The organism is Pontibacter liquoris (assembly GCF_022758235.1).
Classification (GTDB): domain Bacteria; phylum Bacteroidota; class Bacteroidia; order Cytophagales; family Hymenobacteraceae; genus Pontibacter; species Pontibacter liquoris.
Map to the genome: position 1 here is coordinate 1,506,159 of NZ_JALEBG010000001.1, position 20,857 is coordinate 1,527,015.

The 20,857-nt window shown below is 51.5% G+C and carries 15 protein-coding genes; 7 read left to right on the forward strand and 8 right to left on the reverse strand.

Going from position 1 to position 20,857, the window contains the following annotated elements; genetic code table 11:
• Positions 1-37 precede the first annotated feature (37 nt).
• Complete coding sequence (locus tag LWL52_RS06155; protein WP_242917944.1) at positions 38-739, forward strand: galactosamine-6-phosphate isomerase; 702 nt, start codon at positions 38-40, stop codon at positions 737-739.
• Between the two features lie 99 nt (positions 740-838).
• Here the strand turns inward: LWL52_RS06155 and LWL52_RS06160 are convergent, their stop codons facing one another.
• The 5 genes from LWL52_RS06160 to LWL52_RS06180 all read right to left on the reverse strand — a co-directional run bounded on the left by LWL52_RS06160 (position 839) and on the right by LWL52_RS06180 (position 6,857).
• Positions 839-2,401 (reverse strand): glycerol-3-phosphate dehydrogenase/oxidase, encoded by a 1,563-nt coding sequence (locus LWL52_RS06160; RefSeq protein WP_242917946.1) that lies wholly within the window; start codon positions 2,399-2,401, stop codon positions 839-841.
• Positions 2,402-2,504: 103 nt separating this feature from the next.
• The gene (locus LWL52_RS06165) at positions 2,505-3,929 is read right to left on the reverse strand and encodes an APC family permease (RefSeq protein ID WP_242917948.1); all 1,425 of its coding nucleotides are present in this window, start codon (positions 3,927-3,929) and stop codon (positions 2,505-2,507) included.
• Positions 3,930-4,184: 255 nt separating this feature from the next.
• Positions 4,185-4,892: an RNA pseudouridine synthase gene (locus LWL52_RS06170; RefSeq protein ID WP_242917950.1), complete on the reverse strand. Its 708-nt coding sequence runs from the start codon at positions 4,890-4,892 to the stop codon at positions 4,185-4,187.
• Between the two features lie 160 nt (positions 4,893-5,052).
• On the reverse strand, positions 5,053-5,796 hold the full coding sequence (locus LWL52_RS06175; RefSeq protein WP_242917952.1) for a LytR/AlgR family response regulator transcription factor: 744 nt from the start codon (positions 5,794-5,796) through the stop codon (positions 5,053-5,055).
• A complete protein-coding gene (locus tag LWL52_RS06180; protein ID WP_242917954.1) occupies positions 5,793-6,857 on the reverse strand; it encodes a sensor histidine kinase in 1,065 nt (354 codons plus the stop codon). Before LWL52_RS06180 ends, LWL52_RS06175 begins: the two co-directional genes overlap by 4 nt.
• A 271-nt stretch (positions 6,858-7,128) precedes the next feature.
• Here LWL52_RS06180 and LWL52_RS06185 point away from each other — a divergent pair, with 271 nt between their 5' ends.
• The 4 genes from LWL52_RS06185 to LWL52_RS06200 all read left to right on the forward strand — a co-directional run bounded on the left by LWL52_RS06185 (position 7,129) and on the right by LWL52_RS06200 (position 13,300).
• The gene (locus tag LWL52_RS06185) at positions 7,129-10,107 is read left to right on the forward strand and encodes a TonB-dependent receptor (RefSeq protein ID WP_242917956.1); all 2,979 of its coding nucleotides are present in this window, start codon (positions 7,129-7,131) and stop codon (positions 10,105-10,107) included.
• 117 nt (positions 10,108-10,224) lie between these two features.
• Entirely contained in the window at positions 10,225-10,899 is a 675-nt protein-coding gene (locus tag LWL52_RS06190) for a YceI family protein (protein WP_242917958.1), read from the forward strand.
• A gap of 370 nt (positions 10,900-11,269) precedes the next feature.
• Complete coding sequence (locus LWL52_RS06195) at positions 11,270-12,466, forward strand: MFS transporter (RefSeq protein ID WP_242917961.1); 1,197 nt, start codon at positions 11,270-11,272, stop codon at positions 12,464-12,466.
• Between the two features lie 234 nt (positions 12,467-12,700).
• A complete protein-coding gene (locus LWL52_RS06200; protein WP_242917963.1) occupies positions 12,701-13,300 on the forward strand; it encodes a DedA family protein in 600 nt (199 codons plus the stop codon).
• Between the two features lie 246 nt (positions 13,301-13,546).
• On the opposite strand, the gene LWL52_RS06205 is transcribed toward LWL52_RS06200, so the two are convergent.
• From LWL52_RS06205 to LWL52_RS06215, 3 genes are all read right to left on the reverse strand, one after another.
• On the reverse strand, positions 13,547-13,954 hold the full coding sequence (locus LWL52_RS06205) for a hypothetical protein (protein WP_242917965.1): 408 nt from the start codon (positions 13,952-13,954) through the stop codon (positions 13,547-13,549).
• Positions 13,955-14,128: 174 nt separating this feature from the next.
• The gene (locus LWL52_RS06210) at positions 14,129-15,547 is read right to left on the reverse strand and encodes an FAD/NAD(P)-binding protein (protein ID WP_242917968.1); all 1,419 of its coding nucleotides are present in this window, start codon (positions 15,545-15,547) and stop codon (positions 14,129-14,131) included.
• Positions 15,548-16,126: 579 nt separating this feature from the next.
• Positions 16,127-16,525, reverse strand: a complete 399-nt coding sequence (locus tag LWL52_RS06215; protein WP_242917970.1) for a DUF7793 family protein — start codon at positions 16,523-16,525, stop codon at positions 16,127-16,129.
• Between the two features lie 61 nt (positions 16,526-16,586).
• Between LWL52_RS06215 and LWL52_RS20640 the strand changes: the two genes are divergently transcribed.
• Together LWL52_RS20640 and LWL52_RS06225 are read left to right on the forward strand one after the other, a co-directional pair.
• The gene (locus LWL52_RS20640) at positions 16,587-19,025 is read left to right on the forward strand and encodes a GNAT family N-acetyltransferase (protein ID WP_242917972.1); all 2,439 of its coding nucleotides are present in this window, start codon (positions 16,587-16,589) and stop codon (positions 19,023-19,025) included.
• A gap of 35 nt (positions 19,026-19,060) precedes the next feature.
• A complete protein-coding gene (locus LWL52_RS06225; RefSeq protein WP_242917974.1) occupies positions 19,061-20,752 on the forward strand; it encodes a PAS domain-containing hybrid sensor histidine kinase/response regulator in 1,692 nt (563 codons plus the stop codon).
• Positions 20,753-20,857: the final 105 nt, after the last annotated feature.

Below are 20,857 nucleotides of genomic sequence, written 5' to 3' on the forward strand. Positions count from 1 at the left end.
AACGCACTACTGTCCGTATACCCGCTGAAACTGCCCGATGAATATTCAGTATTTTGATACCTACGATGCCATGAGCCTGGCCGCGGCGCAAATGGTTTATACTTCGGTGCAGGCCAGGCCCGATCTGTTGCTTTGCGCGGCAACCGGCAACTCGCCCACGGGTTTATACTTGCAGCTGCAAACCCTGAAGGCAGAAGAGAAAGGGGACTTCAGCAAACTACGCGTGGTGAAACTCGATGAATGGGGCGGCCTCAGTTCCGAACACCCGGCTACCTGCGAATATTATTTGCAGCACTACCTGATCAAGCCGCTGGGTATAGCCAAGGCCCGCTATTTCGGGTTTAATGCCGACACGCAAGCCCCCGAGCAGGAATGTACCCGCATGCAGGCGCAGCTGGCGGCGATTGGCCCGATCGATTGCTGCATTCTGGGGATGGGCGTGAATGGGCATATCGGGCTGAACGAACCGGCTGAAAAGTTGGTGGATCACTGCCATATGGCGCAGCTGGCTGCCTCCACCCTCAATCATACGATGGTAAATGGCCTGGAATCGAAACCGCGCTATGGCATGACGTTGGGGATGCAGGATATTCTGGCAGCACGGCATCTCATCCTTATAGTAGTAGGCGCCGGCAAGGAAAAGGCCACCCGGCAGCTGACCGCCGGAAAGATCACAAACCAATACCCGGCTACGCACCTCTGGGCACACCCCAGGGTAGATTGTCTGATAGTAGGTTAGTTTACATCATGTTGCCGGTTTATACTTCAGGTGAAAGTATAAAAGCCGGTTTGCATGTAAGCCCGGATAACAGGGTTTAGGAGGACCGGCGCTAGAGGCTTAGCTGATCAGGTATCCTGCTGCCAGTTGCCTGAATTCCACGATCTCCCGTTGCGCCCAGGCCTCATCTTTCCCCAACGCTGCCCGCATGATCCCGGCTACGGAAGGGGCCATTTCCTGCGCAGCCCGCGCGTCCAGGAATAAGATGCGCATTCTCCGGGCCAGTACATCTTCCACCTTCATCGCCATTTCTTCTTGCACCATCCATACTACTTCTGCCCGGGTATGTGGGTAGCGTGGGTGTAGCAGTTGTGCCAGGGCGGGTTGCTGCGCAATGAGTTGCTTGATGCCGGCAGCGTCGCTACCGTATACTGCCAGGTGCCCTTCTTCGCTGCTTTCTGCCGGGTAGCCATGCAGCCGGATGGATGAGGAGCGGCTGGGCGGTAAGCGCAGGTGCTGCAGCTTGATCAGTGCATCTACCGTGTCCTGGCCCATCTGCCGGAAGGTGGTCCATTTGCCGCCGATGATCGAAATAAGGTGACTTTGGCTTACAAGTACCTGGTGACTGCGGGATATTTCTTTTGTTTTGCGGCCATTTGCATAAACAGCTGCCAGCGGGCGAAGGCCGGCAAATGCCGCCAGCACATCGCTGCGGGAAGGAGGCTTTATGAGGTAGGCAGCGCAATTAGCAAGTATAAAATCGATCTCCAGCGCCAGCGGTCTGGGCTCTAGCTGCGGTTGTTTGAGCGGGATGTCGGTAGTGCCCAGCAACAGCTTGCCCTCCCAGGGTATGCCAAAGAGCACGCGGCCATCGGTGGTTTCCGGAATCAGAAGCGCCTCCTCTGACCCGAGAAAGGAAAGGTCCACCACCAGGTGCGTGCCCTGGCTGGGCGTAATGGAGGGGGTGGCAGCGGGGTTATCCATTTGCAGGATACTGTCAGCAAACACGCCTGTCGCATTTACTACGGCCTTCGCTTTGATGGTATACTGCTCTTGGCTGAGCTGGTCCCGGGCGGTAACGCCGTTCACAAGGCCGCTTTCTTCATGGGTCAGGGCCGTTACTTTCATGTAATTCAGCAGGCATCCGCCCAGCTCATCGCAGGTACGGGCTACGCTCAGGGCCAGGCGTGCATCATCGAACTGGCCGTCGTAGTAGCGCACGCCTCCTTTCAGCCCCTGCTGCCGGATAGTAGGAAGCGTTTGGATGACCTTTTCTTTCAAAAGCCATACCGACCTACCGATACCCAAGCTGCCGGCCATCAGATCATACAGCTTTAGACCCAGCGTATACATCAGCTTCTCCCGGAAGGTATAAATGGGGATGATGAAGGCCTGTTTGTGGCACACGTGCGGGGCATTCCGCAAAAGAAGGCCGCGTTCGCGCAGCGCTTCCCGCACCAACCGTACGCGGCCCTGCGCCAGGTAGCGCACGCCGCCGTGTAAAAGCTTGGTGCTCCGGCTGGAGGTGCCTTTAGCAAAGTCCGCTTCCTCCAGCAGCACCACCGACAATCCCCTGGAAAGTGCATCCAGGGCCACGCCTAAGCCGGAAGCACCACCCCCGATCACTGCCACGTCCCAGACCCGATGGTTACGTAACGCAAGCAAGCCCTTGTTCCTGTTCACAGTGGTAATGGGTGCGTATTAAGTAGCTTTCAGAGATTTGTATTTTAAAGCTTAAAATCAAGAATTTGCATACAAAGTCCTGATTTACTATGGGTAGTGTAGGTTATGACAGCACCTTGTCTTCAGCGGGTATCTGCGGCTGAGGATGCTTCTTTTTAAACCACCAGTACATTGGCACGCCGGTTAACATCAGCACCATACCGATGCCTGCCTCCCGTGGTCGGACAAAGATCGTATTAAAGAAAAGGGCAGCGCAGAAAAGCACCATGATAGCAGGCACGACCGGGTAGCCCCATACTTTGTAGGGCCGGTGCGCGTCAGGCATTTTCCTGCGAAGGATGAATACACCCAGCGTGGTGGCGCCATAAAAAATAAACACGGCAAAGATGATCATATCGGTCAGCTGGTCGAACGTACCGGATAGCACGAGCAGGCAGGCCCAGATGCCCTGGTAGCGGAGGGAGGTAGCCGGCGCCTTCGCCTGGTTTAAGTCAGCTGCTTTGGAAAAGAACAAGCCTTCGCGCGCCATGGCAAAGTAGGTGCGGCAACTTGCCAGGATCGTGGCGTTGGTACAGCCCAACGTGGTGACAAGAATGAGCAAAGAAATAAAAACCGCACCTCCCTGTCCCCAGAAACTTTTAACGGCTTCTACTGCTGCGATCTGGTTTCCTGCTTTATGCACCTGCTCCAGCACCGAGGTGGGCAGCAACGACAGGTAAGTTAAATTCACCAGCAGGTAGATGGCCACAACCGTCAGCACCCCAATGGTGATGCCCTTTGGAATGGTATGGTTGGCATCTTTGATCTCGCCGCCCATATACCCGATGGCCGCCCAGCCCTGGTAAGCCCAGAAGGCCGACAGCATGGCCGTGAAAATAGCGCTGAACGTGATGGGAGCAGCAGCGGCAGGCGCAAGCTCGAAGGCTGTAGCTACATCGGCCTGCGGGCTGCCAAGCCCAAAAAAGATGATGATACCGATGCCGGCGAACACCAGCAACAGAATAGCGGTGCTGAGCCAGGCACTGGTTTTAACACCTTTGGCATTGATCCACGTCAGCAGCACGATCAGGAGGATGGCGACCAGCTTGACAGGAAGATCGGCAAAAGGATAGAAGATGCCCCCGATAGAGACATCAGCCAGCGACCCTAAAACGGTAGGCAGCGGCACAATGCTATTCAGGGACTGGGCAAAAATATAGGCCAATGACGAAATGGCGGCCGTTTGTATAACCGTGAACAAAGACCAACCAAAAAGGAAGGCAAAAAACCGGTTATAGATGCGTTTGTAATAGGTATACTCGCCGCCCGTATCGGCCAGCAGCCCGGCCACTTCGGCATTGCTTAATGCTCCGAACAGGGAGATGATGCCCGCCAGCAGCCAGCAGATCAGCACCCAACCAGGCGAATGAAGTTCCGCGGCCATTGGGGCCACTTTCTTATACACCCCCGAGCCGATAATATTACCTATCACCACCACTATCACCAGGCGCAAGCCCAGGGACCGGCTAAGTTGACTGTTCTTGCTCATATGCTATTCTCTTTGGGGTATACTTGTTAAAAGCCCAATAAGATAGAACAGAAATAAACGAAATCATACCGGCAGCCCTGGAAATTATATTTACAAGCACATAAAAATTAGCAGCAAACGGGGAGAAGCGTAGTGGAGCAAGTATACGCTGCTAGTGGAAATGGTAAAAAGGAGATGGAAGCGTTCTGAAATGCGGCCGTTTTTAAACTTGCCCGGAACGGGCAGGCAAGTATAAAAGCTGCCGCTACTGTTCTTTTATAGTGCCTGCAGCTGGTTAATGGCCCTGATCTCGTTCTCATTTAACGGGCGCCATTCCCCGGCCTTAAGGTCACCTAGTTCGAGGCTTGCCATGCGCAGGCGCACGAGCCGCTCTACCTGGTAGCCCAGCTTGTAGCACATTCTCCTGATCTGGCGGTTAAGGCCTTGGGTAAGGATGATTTTAAAGCTGGTGGCGTCTACCTGCGCTACAACGGCGGGGCGTGTTCTTTGGCCCATGATCACGATGCCGGCAGCCAGCCGGGCAATTGCTTCCTCGGTTAAAGGTTTATCTACCGTCACGAGGTATTCTTTTTCCTGGTGCCTTTCCGGGTGGCTGATCAAATCAAAGATCTTCCCGTTGTTGGTCAGCAGCATCAATCCTTCCGATTCTTTGTCGAGCCTGCCCACGGGGTAAACGCGCTCCGCCAGATTTAAAGCATGCAGCAGGTTATCCGCGATCTGCGGGTTGAGGGTTGACTCGATGCCACGGGGTTTGTAATAGGCCAGGTAAATAAAGGCTGTAGGCTCCTTGATGATTTTATCCGCTACACTTACCCTGTCTTCGGGCTGCAGTACCTGGTGCAGCCTGCCTATTTCACCGTTTACCAGCACCTTTCCTGCCAGTATAGCCTGGATCGCTTCTTTGTTCGAAACCCGCATCTGCTGCACAACAAAATATTTAAGCGAAGAGGTAAGGACTGTCATGGGAAGCGGGAGAGGAGATTAAAAGCGGCCGTTTTTCTGCAAAAGCAAATTTAAGGGAAGTAAAGGAGAATACAGCTGCTGTCGTGGTTTATACGATCTTCTAAGAAGTAATCCAGGACTTTAGGATGCATGCTTACTAAAAAGAGCTTTTGAAGTATAACTAAACCCACCGGTTGAGAAACTGGTTAAAAGCTTCCTTGTACTGGTCGCTAACGGCAATGTTGGTATCGCCCAGCTGTACTTTGTTGCGCGAAACAGCGGTGATCTTATCCAGCGCCACAATGAATGAGCGGTGAATACGCATGAACCTGCGGGCCGGTAGCTTCTCCTCGAGTGCTTTCAGGCTGGTGAGCGACAAAACGGCTTTGGGACTGCTTTCCAGGTGCACTTTCACATAATCCTTCAATCCTTCGATGTATAGAATATCGTTAAAAGCAATGCGCACTAGCTGGTACTCCACTTTCAGGAAAAGGTATTCTTCTTCCGGGGCTGCTGCCGGCGCGGCCAGGGCCGGCGCCGGTTTTCGGGTGAGTTCGGCATAGGCCTGTGCCTTGGTGGCCGCTTTCAGAAAGTCCGCATAGTTGAAAGGTTTTACCAGGTAATCCAGGGCGGCCACCTTATATCCTTCCAGGGCATACTGGCTGAAGGCGGTGGTGAAGATGATGCGGGGGCCGCTGCCATAGGCGCCTTTGTCCAGTACCCGCGAGAGTTCGATCCCGCTCAGGTCCGGCATCTGAATATCCAGAAAGACCACATCCACCGGCTGCTCATACATCCCTCGTAAGGCTTCTACCGCACTGGCAAAACGCCCCACCAGCCGCAGGAAAGGCGTCTGCTGGATAAAGGTAGCGATCAGGCCCAGGGCCAGCGGTTCATCATCTACGGCAATGCAGTTCAGTATCATGCCAGGTGCAGCGTTAAGTTTACCAGGTATTCCTTTTCGGGTGTTCTTTCGGTTATAGCCAAGGTATAACGGCCCGGGTAAAGCAGGGCCAGGCGCCTGTTGGTGTTGGCAAGCCCGATGCCGCTGCTCTCTTCCAGCACTACGCGCTTATCGGGCAAAAGCGTGTTCCGAACCTCCAGGGCCACCACCTGCTCCTGCTGCGTAATTACAATGTGAATGTTGCTGGGCAGCAGTGCGCTTACCCCGTGTTTGAACGCATTCTCGACAAACGGCAGAAACAGCATGGGCGCTACGGGTACGTCATGCAGGGGGCAGGGCTGCTGAAAGGTGACCGTCACTTTATCGGTCAGGCGCAGTTTCATCAGGTGCACATAGTCCTGCAGGAACTCTATTTCTTTGCTCAGCAGCGCGGTGCCCGCCTGTGTTTCATAAAGTACATAGCGCATCATCCGCGACAAAGTATGCAGCGCTTCGCGCGACGATTCGATGTTGATCATCGTGAGCGCATAAATGCTGTGGAGGGTATTAAAAAAGAAGTGCGGGTTTATCTGCGCCTTCAAAAAGGAGAGTTCGGTGTTGATCCGTTGCTGCTCGAGTTCCTGCCTGGCTTCGGTGTCTTTCTGCCATTTCTGTACGGTTTTGATGCTGGTACTGATCCCCAGCACCAGCAAGGTGGCCAGCAACATGACCGGGTTCACAAACGAGCCACCCGGATGAGAGCCCTTGAGCTTACCCGGGTTAAAGGCCTGGAACATCAGTTCGGGGAGGTTCAGCCACTCGTCGATGAGCGTACTTGCCAGCATAACGGTCGCAAAAGCGCCTAGCATAGCGGCCGTAAACCATCCTACATGGTTCTGAAACAACAGGCGGGGCACCAGCACCAGCGTGTTGAGGTAAAAAAGGCCCGCCCAGAGCATAAACACCAGGCTTTGCTTAACCCAGAACTGCGGCGGGAGCCGGATATCCCAGGCAAGCGGCTGGCACAGAAGCAGCAACAGCCCCAGAAGGACCAGTAGCTGAATCAGAAGGTACCCGTTGCGATATAAGAAAGAGTTTGCCATTAGCGCCATTAATATAGCATAATAAGGTCATAAAGCTACGGGTATACTTTTACTAATTCCTTTCTGATCTACAGGTTACGTGGTTTTGCCGATCGCTGCCCGCTGTTTTACCGATGACTTAGATAGCCTGCCAGTTGGAAAGCTGCCGGCGCCGGGTCATCGGCTAATATTTGCCGCCGGTCGGTGTTTGGCAGTAGCCAGTCTATTCTGTTTTTTTGTCTGAAAGGAAAGAAGTTGTTTTGTTCAGTTTTGCAGATTAAATGTAACTGACATGAAGAACTTTCTTTCCTTACTCATACTTGCCGGCTTCTGCCAGGTAGCCCAGGCCCAGTCTCCCATAGGAGGGGCACTCGTGGTTACTGCTGGCTCAGCCAGCCCTGCCGCAGCAGCGCAGCGGGTAGCCAGTGGCCGTATTGTGGGCACCGTGGTGGATGCTGCCACGCAACAGCCCGTTCCCTATGCCACCATCGCCCTGGTAAACCCCACGACTAGCAAGCCCGTGGATGGTACCATGGCCGATGAAAAGGGGAATTTTACACTGGAGAAAGTGGCCGAGGGTACTTACCGCCTGGCTATTTCCTTTATCGGCTACGAGGCAAAAACGATCGACATTGCAGTATCCGCCAGTAAGTCTTCTGTGGACCTGGGTAAAATAGCCATCAGCGGCACGGCGCAGGCCCTTAAAGAAGTTAAAATTGAAGGGCAGCGCGCCATGATCGAGGAGAAAGTGGACCGCACGGTGTATAATGCAGAAAACGACGAATCGAACAAAGGCGGGGATGCGGCAGACGTGTTGCGCAAAGTGCCCATGCTCTCCGTGGACCTGGACGGCAACGTGTCGATGCGCGGCAGCCAGAATATCAAGGTGCTGATCAACAACCGGCCCTCTACCATCACTGCCGGCAGCGTGGCCGATGCCCTGAAGCAGATCCCGGCCGACATGATCAAATCGGTGGAGGTGATCACCTCGCCTTCCTCCAAGTATGATGCGGAAGGTTCTGCCGGTATCATCAACATCGTGACCAAAAAGAATACCTTGCAGGGAGGCACGCTCAATATTGATACCGGCATTGGCCTGCGCGGCACCAACCTGGGCCTGAACGGCAGCTACCGCGTGGGTAAAATGGGCTTCTCGCTAGGCGGTTTTGGCCGCGCAGGCTATAATACGCCCGGTAGTTTTGAGAACGTGCAGCGTACCCAGTCCGGTAACACGCAGAATGAGATCCGCCAGTCGGCCGATACGCGCAATAACATGATGTTTGGCCGCTACTCGTTTGGCTGGGACTACGACATCAATGAAAAGAACTACCTGAACGCTTCGGTGCAGTATGGCGTGCGCAACTGGCAAAGCGACCAGGACCCGCTGCTCACGCAAACCTACCAGAACAATGCCCTGGTGAGCAGTACGCTCCGCGATGTGGCATCGACGGACAATTCCGGTACGGTGGACGTGAACCTCAACTATACCCATACGTTCAAGCCACAGCAGGAATTCAGCATCCTGACGCAGTATAGCCGCAATAACCGCACAAACGATTTCCTAAACGAGATCTTCAACAACGAAGGCACCGGTATCGACAGCAAGCTGAAAAACATCAACCAGAGCTTTAATCAGGAGTCCACCATTCAGCTGGACTATTCCGACCCAATCGGGAAAAACCAGTTGCTTGAGTTTGGCGGAAAGCAGATCATGCGCCAGGTAACCAGCGATTATGAGACCCTCACGGCCGACGGCACCGGGCCTTTCACCAAATCGGAAAGTACCAACCTGAGCAATGTCTTCAACTATGACCAGAATGTATCGGCCGGTTATGTGTCGTATACGCTGAGCACGGCCAGTAACTACAGCCTGAAGGTTGGGACGCGCTACGAATATACCACCATCAACGCCGACTTTAAGAACAGCGAAGAAGCGGTGCATATACCGTCCTACGGGGTGCTGGTGCCAAGTATAAACCTGTCTAAAAAGCTAAAGGATGGCAATACGGTGAAGCTGGCCTACAACCGCCGCATTCAGCGCCCCTCGCTGGAGTTCCTGAACCCAAATGTGCAGAAAGCGAACCAGGCTTTGCCAACGGTCGGTAACCCGGAACTGGACCCGGAATATACCAACAACTATGAGCTGTCATACAACACCTACTTCAATACCACGTCCCTGAACTTCTCAACTTTCGTGCGGACAACCAACAACTCGATTCAGGCGGTCCGGGAACCGGCGGAAGATGGGGTGCTGGTGACAACCTACTCAAATATCGGGCAGGAAGAGGCATACGGCGGCAGCGTGTTCGGAAGCATCAACCTGAGCAACAAACTGACCCTGAACGGGGGCACTGATGTATACTATGCCGTACTGAACAATAACGTGGCGGACCCTACCCAATCGGCAAGCAATACGGGCTTTGTGTACAATATCCGCGGCATGGGCAACTATAACCTGGGCCAGGGCTGGGGCATACAGGGCTTTGGTTTTTACCGTGGCCGCCAGGTGCAGCTGCAGGGGTACCGCGGCGGTTTTGGCATCTACAGCCTGAACTTGAAGAAAGACTTTAACGAGAAGCGGGGCAGCATCGGGTTCGGTGCCGAGAACTTCCTCTCGCCGACCACCAAAACGCGTAGCGAACTGAATGCAACGTCCTTTAGCCAGGCAAGCACCAACGTGATGCACAATTTGAATTTCAAAGTGAATTTCAGTTACCGCATTGGTAAGATGAACGCGGCTGCGCCGGCCCGTAAAAAGAAAGCCGTAAACAACGATGACCTGAAAGGTGGTGGCGAAAGTGGCGGACAGGACGCTGGCACCCCGCAGTCAGGAGCAGGGCAGGGCGGCGCTCCACAACAGGGCGGAAGGCCTGGTGGAGCTCCCATGCAGGGCGCAAGACCTGGCGCAGCGCCAGTGCAGGGGCAGCAACAGCAGCCGGCACAGCAGCCAACAGGAGCAACGACAACAGATCAGCCAGCCGATACAACGCAGCAACATACGCTGACAGGCCGTTGGCAGGGCAAACTAGGAGAGCGGGAGCTTACACTGGACCTGGTAGCCAATGGGACCGCCTTAACGGGTTTTGTGGTGACGCCAATGGGGCAGGTGCCTGTTTCTGATGGCGTGATCACGGGAGACGCATTTACCTTTACACTTTCATTTGGCGGAAAGAAGGTGATCTATAACGGGAAATTAGCCGGCGATAAAATCACCCTGACAACGGATTCCGAGGGTCAGCTACAGGAGGCTACGTTGCTCCGGGTGCAGTAAGTTTCCGGGCTTGGACAATCAACTATTTTTATTATCTTCACCTGATAGCGAGACTGTTGAGGGGCGTCAGGATAAGTATACGCAGAGAAAAAATCTAAACCCATAAATCCACCGATCATGAAAAACTATCCTGTACTTGTAAGCGCCCTGGCGCTGGCCACTTTACTTTGCAGCGCATATGTGCCTGCAACAGACACGCCTGCCAAAAAAGCGGTTGCTACGGCCGTGGCCGTAACGAGTTTGCCCGTAAACACGGCCGGCAGCACCATAACCTGGAATGCCAAGAAATTTGGCGGCGAGCACACAGGCACCGTGCAACTGGCTAAGGGCAACCTGGAGGTGAACGGACGCAAGCTTCAGGGTGGCAGTTTTGAGATCGATATGACCTCGATCACGGATACGGATATTACCAACCCGGATTTCAATGCTAAACTGACCAATCACCTGAAGTCGGAAGACTTTTTCTCGGTAGAAAAGTATCCTGTTTCCACCTTCAAGATCACAAAAGTAAGCCCGGTAGCAAAGGCTGCGGCAGGTGCCCCCAACTATACCATTACAGGCGACCTGACGATCAAGGGAATCACCAATGCGATTACATTTCCAGCTACGGTCAAAATTGACGGCAACATGGCCGATGCCACCGCGAAAATAGCGCTTGACCGTATTAAGTGGGACATTAAATATCGTTCCGGCTTACTGGGTACGGCAGCAGACAAAGTAATCGAGGATACCTTTACCATCGACCTCCACCTGAAAGCAGGTGCCGCTCAGCCATCACTCGGCTCCAATTAGTATGATAAGGTTTTAGCTGAAACACAATTAAACAGCTGCATTCCCCTGAATTCCGGATCAAACAGATCCCGGCGTTCAGGGGAATTGTTATTATAGGACTCTCCATAACCAGAAAGCACCCGCTGCACTGCTTTTCCGGTGAAAATTTCTGAAAACAGCCAGGACATTTTCCGCCGTAAATTCCTGGCTAGATCAGCTCATGAGGCCATACTTAGAAAAAACAGGACCAGTAACGCAAACAGGGGGCAATAGATTGGGTACCTTTGGGGCTAGAATCACGAAGTATATTTTTGGTAACCGGCTGACGGGAAGAGCGCGATTTGACAATGGTCGAAACTGCCGCCAAAGGATTAAAAGCAAAGCATTACGTTTGAAAAAGAAATTGTTGCCGCTGGCATTAGGCGGATTAGGAATAGGAACAACGGAGTTTGTGATGATGGGCTTGCTGCCCGACATTGCCGCTGATTTTAATATCAGCATTCCGGAAGCGGGGCATATGATCTCGGCCTACGCGCTGGGTGTGGTTATCGGAGCGCCTTTGCTGGTGGTAGCCAGCCGTAATTTTGCACCGAAGAAGATATTGTGGACCCTGATGGTGGTGTTTACGGTCTTCAATGCATGCTCGGCCTTTGCGCCCACCAGTATGACGCTGCTTTTCTCGCGCCTGCTGGCAGGGCTACCGCACGGAGCGTTTTTTGGGGTGGGCTCTGTTGTGGCGAGCCGACTGGCTGAGAAAGGCAAAGAAGCGCAGGCCATTTCGCTGATGTTTGCCGGCCTTACCATTGCCAACCTGCTCACCGTGCCGCTGGGCACCTACATCGGGCATCATTATTCCTGGCGTTATACCTTTGGCCTTATCACCGCAATCGGGTTGGTTACGCTGCTGCTAATCCAGCTTTGGTTGCCGACACTGCCGGTGAGCAAGACCGGTAACCTGCGCACTGAACTGGGCTTTTTTAAGAACAGGGAAGCCTGGATCATCCTTTTGATTACGGCTATCGGCACAGGCGGGCTGTTTGCCTGGATCAGTTACATTGCTCCTTTGATGACGGAAGTTTCCGGGTTCTCTGCGGACCAGGTGCCGTATATCCTCATCCTGGCTGGCTTCGGCATGGTGGTCGGCAATTTTGTGGGCGGCAGGCTGGCCGATAAAATAAGCCCTGTAAAAGCGTGCCTGCTGTTGCTGCTATGCATGGCCGTGTCGCTGCTCGTTATTTACGTGGGCTCCGGAAGTAAAGCAGTGTCGCTGACGATGACGTTTGTGGCAGGCGGCCTTTCGCTGGCCATTGCAGCGCCTATTCAGATCTTGATGATCAAGACGGCCAGCGAAGCAGAAATGCTGGGCGCCGCTACCACCCAGGCTGCTTTTAACATTGGCAATGCCTTGGGCGCATTTTTTGGTGGCCTTCCGATTGCCATGGGGTATGGGTATACTTCTCCGGAACTGGTGGGAGCAAGTATGGCCATCACCGGGGCGCTTTTAGCCGGGTTGCTGATAAAAAGGCGGCGCGCATACAGCGCCGAAACGGTGCCGGGCAGTCAACAGGAAGCACTTGTAGAATTTTGAGTTAATAGCCTTTAAGTCGTTCTGAAAAGCGGAACACGGAAAAGAAATACAGTTTTCCGGTCTGTTCGTACCTCTAAATCGGCAAAAAGTAAGTATGCAGATGCTGTATCACGGCCTGGCAGCTTGCGGCAGCGGCGTGAGTTGGCGCAAAGCTTATACCTGTAGCCTGTTGTCCGGTATGGTGCCTTCTTAAGCTACTACGCTGCCGGGAGGTTTTCACAAGAAAAGAAATTTATGGAGACAACGAGCATCATTGAATGGGGAGGTTTTCTGATCATCATCCTGCTGGTTTTTGCTGAAACCGGACTGTTGATAGGGCTGGTGGTACCCGGTGGCGAAACGCTTGTCTTTACAGCCGGGCTGCTGGTAAGTACCAGCACTTTAAATGTCTCCTTACCCTGGCTCCTTGTTTCGCTGGTGCTGGCAAGTATAGCCGGCGATACGTCCGGGTATCTGATAGGAAAAAAATTCGGGGGCAGGCTATACCACAAAGAAGATACCTGGTATTTCAAACAAAAATACCTGCACATGGTGTCCGATTTCTTTAAGAAGCACAGCAAAGCCGCGTTGATTTTCGGGAAGTTCCTGCCAGTTTTCCGACCATTCTGCCCGCTCTTTTCGGGTATATCCAATCTGAAGTTTCCGCACTTTCTGGCCTTGACCGTAGTGGCCAGCACGATCTATATGAGCGCGTATGTGCTGGCGGGGTATTATCTGGCCAGGCAGTTCCCTGTTATCAAAGACTATCTTGGCTGGATCTTGCCTATCAGTATCGCGGTCGCGCTAATCCCTGTCATTCTCCAGGTGCGCAAACAAAAAAAGAAGGTGTCTTAAAATGCGCAGGGTAACCCTGGTGGTCTATCGCTAATACGCACCCTGTAGGGCATTCCTGCTGCCTAAAATTATAATGAAGTATAACCGGCTGGCTTTAAGCGGTAGAACAGCCCCTGCTATGCGAAGCGCAACGAAATAATCACGCAAAGGCCGCCTGAATAAAAGGGAGGTATATGTGAAGTAAATAACGGCCCCCTTAGCTTTTCAGGTTTCGGGCTGATGGTTCGCTATGTTGGCTAGCGCTGTTTACAATTCTTCGACCCATAATTTGCGGGCAATCCCGATCCCGACCATATTCCCGTGGCCGCCGCTTCGTAACAGAACGGCAACATTCTGCCCCTGGCTTAATTCGCTCAGGCTGATAGTTTGCCCATCGGAGTTGATGATCTGGGTAGTAGGCAACACAAGCACATACGCCCGGTTATAGCGCGAATCTGGTGAAGGGAAGCCTTCAATTTCCAGCATCACCTGCCCCTGGTCGTAGTGTCTGGTGATAATAGCACCTCTGATGTCCACTCTGTTGGGAGCCAGGCTTTTATGTGCCGCGTTTGCCGTTGTGGCCGTACTAGCAGGTGCGTTGCCGGTTTGGCAACCCGACAGACCTACCGCACCTAGTATGCAAAAGCTTATAGCCAGTTGTTGTATTGTCCTCATACTTCGTTATCTAACTAAAATCATGCCTTTTTATAATGAAGCATAATAGAAAGCGGCTGTACCTGCTGGCCAGCCTTTTTGCAAGTGCTGAGGCATGGGCTGGTTTTTCTAAATCAGTAAGTGGATGCCGGTAAAGTTGTATGAAACGGGATTTCTGATAGCTGGGAATAACGTTTAGCTGACCAGCGGAGATCGTTCATAATGGTTGTTTTCCTGTAGCAGTTGTTGGGCCAGCTCTTTTGCCTGTTGCCGTATTTCCTGCAGGGCAGTCGATTCGTAAAGCATTGCTTTACGGGGAGGCCCTAAGGTATAAAGGCCTTCTATGGCCAATCTTTCTTTGCTTACTAAAGTGCCGTCCGGGGCGGTTACCAGTCCCATCTTTAGTTCATCGGGTAAAAGCAGGCCTGACGCTAACAGGTGTTCCACCAAGGGCAACTTTACTTTAGTGAAATCGCCCTGCGGCCCTGTACAATTGATCACCCGGCTTACGGTTAAGGTTTGCATACCAGCCTGCTTTCTTCTTTTAATAGTGACACAAGCCATTTCCTCTTCCACTTTCATGTTCTCTATACTTGCCGCGATTACTTCCAGCTGCCCTTGTTGCTGTAGCGCTTTGAGCATTTCCGCTGAACCGGCAGGCATCCGGTGCCGGTGAATTTCCCAGTAAGGGCGGACGTGCCGCAGAAAGCGTTTCTTTTCCGGCAAAGACAACGCGTGCCAGATAGCTGGTATCGCTTCGCGCAGGGCATCTAGCACGCTTCGCCAGGTATAGCCCTGTGCGGTGGCTGCCTTAACCTCTTTCCTGATAAAACGGAGCAATGCTAGGGCTGACGATGAAGCGGGGAGAGGAAGGCTAAGCTTGGAGTATGGTTCTGTGGCAAGATCAACAGGTTGGGGCAGCAGCCCATGGCGGGATACCACGTAGATTTTTCCTTTATGGCCGCAGGCCTGCAGGCTACCCACCAGGTCCACCATCGTAAGGCTGGATCCGATCAGCAACAGCGATGCCTCAGGGGGTAAATCCGCAAGCCCTTTTGCTGCCCAGGGAGAAGCAACATAGGCAGGGTTTTGGTAAAACGCCGCATTGGGAATAGGTAAGTTGCCGGGCGGCAAATTGCCCAGCGCCAACACTACTTTATGTGCTGTTATAGGCTGGTGATCACGAAAAGCAACCTGGAAAGTTGCCTCTTGTCGATCGACCGCCACAGCCTCGTCATATACCTTTATAAAGGAGATGTTTTTAGGTGCAAGGATTTCTGCTTCCTGTAAACGGGCTTTCAGATAATCTCCGAAGATGAACCGGGGGATAAAGTCGTTTTTGCTGACAGGCTGCTGTAAATGCTGTTGATACCGGTGTTGCTGCGCTGTAAGCCACTGAAAAAAGTCATGTGGCTCCTCCGGAAAAAGGCTCATGGCCGATGCCGGCACGTTTAAGGGTTGAAATGGCAACTGACTGGAGTAGGCAACCCCGCGGTTCATTCTGTACCTGTCCTGCTCTATGAGGTAGATGGTAGTAGGGCTTGCGGCGTTGCGCAGCAGCTGAATAGCCGTTAAAGTGCCGCTTAGGCCTCCTCCTATAATAGCAATAGTCATAGATGCGTATACTTAGGTAAACTGAGGTATCACAATCAGCCAGCTAGGTCAGCCTTTTGCGGGGGCTTTCGCACAGGAACATCGCGCGGCCGGGCCAGCCCACAAGCTCTGATGTTTGATGTAAAAGTACCTGATAGTACGCTAGGTTGGGGGTAGGGTTGGGCCTGTAACCGCTCATCTGATCAGCCTAGATACCAGACTCACTTTGTATTGTTAAAACAACGTAGGCGGTCTCGCTTCCGGCAGTGCTTAATCGGTTGCTTTGCGAATTATTTTTGGTATGGTATTAGCACAAAGGCTTTCCTTTAGCAGATAGGGATTAAGTTAGATGCTGCAAGTTGGGCAGGCGGTCCTTAAAATTACTTCCTGTGCAGAAATATTTCAGGTAGAATAACTAGAATTTCTAATAAAGATACGAACTTGCACATTCAAGTGCGGGAAGGTTGTTAAAATGTATTTGAGAACTTAAAAGTATAAAGATACAGTGATGTGCTCAGATGTAATAGTAAGCAACTTCTGCAGGATATGCTAACAAATTATGCAAATAATTTCTTCCGAATAGCATTATATAAGATGATATCAGGATTTAAACTGGGCAAGCCATTTAAGCGCGCTGCTTTTATCGGTGAACATGCGCGTCGGGTTTGTGGGCTTGTTTACGCTGATGTAAAAATTCGCCATCATTTTAGTAACCGTAGAGCCCGATAAAATGGCATTCGCAATGATCCCTTCATTCCCTTCTTTTGCAAAATAATCGCGCGCCTCTTTGGAAAAATTCTTCAGCTCAATGACATCTACTAGGCAGGGATAGGCCTTATGTTCTGTAAACTCCAACCGGTCTCTCACGCAGGCTTCCGCTATGGTAAGATCCATTGTTTCGATCTTCTTGTAATAAAAATGCAATATTCCGTTTTGCAGGAACATTTCAACATAAGGTGTTTCCTTCACCTTTTGTATACTTTCTTCACCCGACTTCATCAAAATAACCTTTTATAACACGTTTTTATACAGCATCGTTTTACAATAATAGCAAAAATAAGTGGCAAAAATCAGACATAATAATATCCTGGATACAGTAGATTCAGTATTAGCCGTATCAAAGAAAAAGGGAATTATTCATTTACATGCAGAGGATCAATCACTAAATGGCCGCTCGCTTACGCTTAACGGAAACAAGGTGCTGCATTTTGGTACGTGTGGTTATCTGGGCCTGGAGCACCACCCGGAGGTAAAACGGGGCGCGATCGAGGCAATTGAGCGCTTCGGTACCCAGTTTCCGATGTCGCGTACCTACATCTCCAACCCCCTGTACAGCGAATTGGAGGGCCTGATCCGAGAGATGTACCAGGCACCAGTGGTGATTTCAAAAAATTGCACCCTGGCGCATTTGACCACAATCCCCAGCATTATCCGGCAAACAGACCTTGTTATCCTCGATCATCAGGCGCATGCCAGTATTCAGGAAGCCGTTAAAAAAATGCTAAGTCAGGGGGTAGCCGTTGAAATGATTCGCCACAACAACCTGGAGATGCTGGAAGACCGCATCAAAAAACAGCGCAACAAGTACGAGCGCATCTGGTACATGGCCGACGGGGTTTACTCGATGTATGGAGATTATGCGCCGATAAAAGAAATGATCGCGCTTGCCGAGAAGTATGAACAGCTATACCTGTATGTGGATGATGCCCATGGCATGAGCTGGGCCGGCAAGCACGGCACCGGGTATGTGATGAGCCAAATGGAGGGCGGCTTATACCGCAAAATGGTGCTTACCGCCAACCTGGGCAAAGGCTTTGGCGCCTGTGGGGGCCTGTCGCTGTTCCCTAATGAGGAATGGTACCATAAAGTAAACAACTTTGGCGGGCCGCTTACCTTTTCGGTGCAGATAGAGCCTGGCACGCTTGGTGCAGCCCTGGCGTCGGCCAGAATTCACCTGAGCAACGAGATTTATACTTACCAGGAAGAACTGCAGCAAAAGATAGCGTACTGCAACAAGCTGCTGAATGCTACCGGCCTGCCGCTGGTGCATGAAAATAACAGTCCGATCTTCTTTATCGGGACCGGTACCATGGAGATGGGCAATTACCTGGTACAGGAGCTGATCCGGGCCGGCATATACGTGAACCTGGCCACTTTCCCGGCGGTGCCTGCCAAGAACATTGGCATCCGGATCACGATCTCGCTCAAAAATGCTTTTGAAGACATCGCCTTGATGGTGAACATACTTCAGGCAAAATTTAACGAAGCACTGGCGGCAACAAACCAAACGGACGCTAACATACGGAAAGCCTTCAAAATGGCGGTTGCCCCTGCGGAGCCATTGGCTGTTGCGGCCCCTGCAACAAGCAACCTAACACTTCAAAGCTATACTTCCATCGAAAGTATAAACGAAGTGGTGTGGAACAACTACCTGGGCAACAGGGCCATGTTCGACTGGCAGGGTATGAAGTTTCTGGAAGCGTCGTTTAGGGAAAACGAGCAGCAGGAGAATAACTGGGACTTCCGGTATTACGTGGTAACGGATGCTGCCGGTAAAATTCTCCTGATGACCTATACGGCCATCGCGCTACACAAAGAGGACATGTTCTCGCAGGCTTCTATCTCGCAGGCGATCGAAAAAGAAAGACTAATCAATCCGTATTATCTTACGTCGAAAGGCATCATCATGGGCGGCCTGTTTACGGAAGGCAGCCATTTATACCTTGACAGGGAAAGCCCTTACTGGAAGGAAGCCCTGCAGGCTTTGCTCAAAGAGCTGCAGGCTGATCAGGAAAAGGAGCAGGTCAGCAACATCTTACTTCGTGACTTTGATGCCGATGACCAGGAAATGCACGAGTTTATGATCGATGAGGGTTTTATAAAAATAGAACTGCCCGAATCCTGCGTGATCGAACACCTGAACGGCCAGAGCGAAGAGGAGTATGTGAGCGCGCTCTCGCAGAAAAACAGGAGACATTTTGTACAAAAGATAAAACGCAACCAGCACTATTTTGATGTACAGATCAAAAGCAGCTTACCGGAGGACGAACTGGCCTATGCCATCCGTTTATTCCGTAATGTGAAGAACAATAATTTCGCCATCAACTCTTTCCATTTTCCTGAAAAGCTTTTCCGTTTAATAAATGAAAGCAAGGACTGGGAATTTGTCGTGCTGACGATCAAAGAAGAATATGCGTCGATCAGAACGCCGGTTGCTATTTGTTTCTGCCATATAAATGCAGACCAGGTATACAGCCCGATGCTGATCGGCATGGATTATGATTACTTGATGGAATTCGGTATTTACAGGCAAACGCTGTTTGAGGTGATTAAAAGAGCCAATGCGCGCGGATGCCGGCAGGTGAATTTTGGCATATCGGCTTCTATCGAGAAAAAGCGGATTGGGGCCGTTTTATACCCGAAAGTGGGCTACTACCAGGCCAAAGACAATTTTGCAATGGAAATGATAGGGGCTACTTATACCATCGAAAGAGAGTAGCATGTGCGCACCTGTACGAGTAAAAAGAAGATTACGTGAAAGTACTTAAAGATAGAATTGAAGAAATTATTACGCTGATCGCGGAAGTGGCCAACGGTAATTTCGATTATCAACTAGAGATTTCAGAAACAGGCGATGAATTAGATGCTGTAATTGCGGGGGTAAGTATGCTGGGGCAGGAATTGAAGAATTCGACCGTGTCCCGCGATTTTATGCAAAGCATTTACCAGGGGGTAGTGGATATGTTGCTGGTCCTGAATACGGATCTGACCATACGGCATGCAAATGCAGCCTTTGAGGAAATATCCGGCTACAGGGAAGCGGCTATTGTGGGGCGCTCGCTTTCAGAATTTTTCCAATCCGATGCCAATCCCGAATTAGGAGCAGTGCTGGACCGGTTTGCTGCAAAAGGAAAATGCCTGAATGTGGAGTTGCTGCTGCAGGATGTCGCATGCCGTGAGGTTTCCACTTCCTGTTCTTTTTCATACCTGCTCAATAATCAGCACGAAAAGGAGGGAATTCTCATCATTGCCAAAGATATTACGGAGCTCAAGCAAAAAGAGCAGGAGCTGAAAGAAGCCAAGAACAAAGCCGAAGCCGCTAACGAAGCAAAGAGCGAGTTTCTCTCCAGCATGAGCCACGAAATCCGGACACCGCTTAATGGCATCCTGGGCTTCACTAACTTATTGATGGGTACGCCGATGAACAGTGTCCAGGCCGAATATGTCGATCTGATCAAAACATCGGGCTCAAACCTGACCATTCTGCTCAATGATATACTTGACCTGCACCGGATAGAGCAGGACAGAATTACCATTGAAGCCGTTCCTTTTGATATCCGGGATATTATTTCGTCGCACCTGCAGCCTTACGGCCACCTGGCGGAAAGTAAGGGGCTGGCGTTTTCCTGTACATTCGGGGAGAACGTACCCCAGTTCGTGATCGGCGATCCAACCCGCATCAATCAGGTGCTGATCAATCTGGTCAGCAATGCAGTCAAATTTACGGAAACAGGCAGTATAGCAGTGCACTGCACACTTGCTGCTTTAAAGGAGAACGATGTTGCAGCAAAATTAAAGTTTACCGTAACAGACACCGGCATCGGCATTCCGGCAGAAAAGCAGGGGCTTATCTTCGAATCCTTTACACAATCAGACCAATCCATGTCGCGGAAGTATGGCGGTTCCGGGTTGGGGCTCACTATCTCTAAAAAGCTGGCGAATCTGATGGCGGGCAATATTGGCTTAACTAGCCCTCCGGCAAGTATAGCGCAGGGTACGTGTTTCTGGTTTGATATCGAAGTGAAATTGGTTGCAGCTAAAACCATCCTGCCGGAGGAAGACAAAGACGACTTGTCTTTTGCTTTAGCGCCAGGCGTACAGATTCTGATCGTGGATGATAATCCAATCAATGTGTTGCTGATGCAGGAGGTGCTCAGAATTTTAGGTGCCGTGGTAACGACGGCACATAGCGGCGAAGAAGCGGTGGAGAAAGTTTTATCCGGTTCTTTTGCGCTTATTTTTATGGATATCCAGATGCCTGGTATGGATGGGCTGGAGGCGGCCCGCCGAATAAGAGCAGAAAGTATAGCCACCCCTATTGTTGCTTTCTCGGCGAACGCCTACCAGGAGGACATTGAAAAAAGTATAGAGGCCGGTATGAACGATCATTTATGCAAACCCTTTACAAACCAGGATGTAATAGAAACGCTGAAAAAATGGGTGTAGAAATCCTTGTAAACGAGTATGGGAAGTATAAACCAGCATCTAAGGGGACAGGGGAGGCACGTAGGAGTGGGGCTTACTTGCTGTTTATACCTGCGATTACGAATC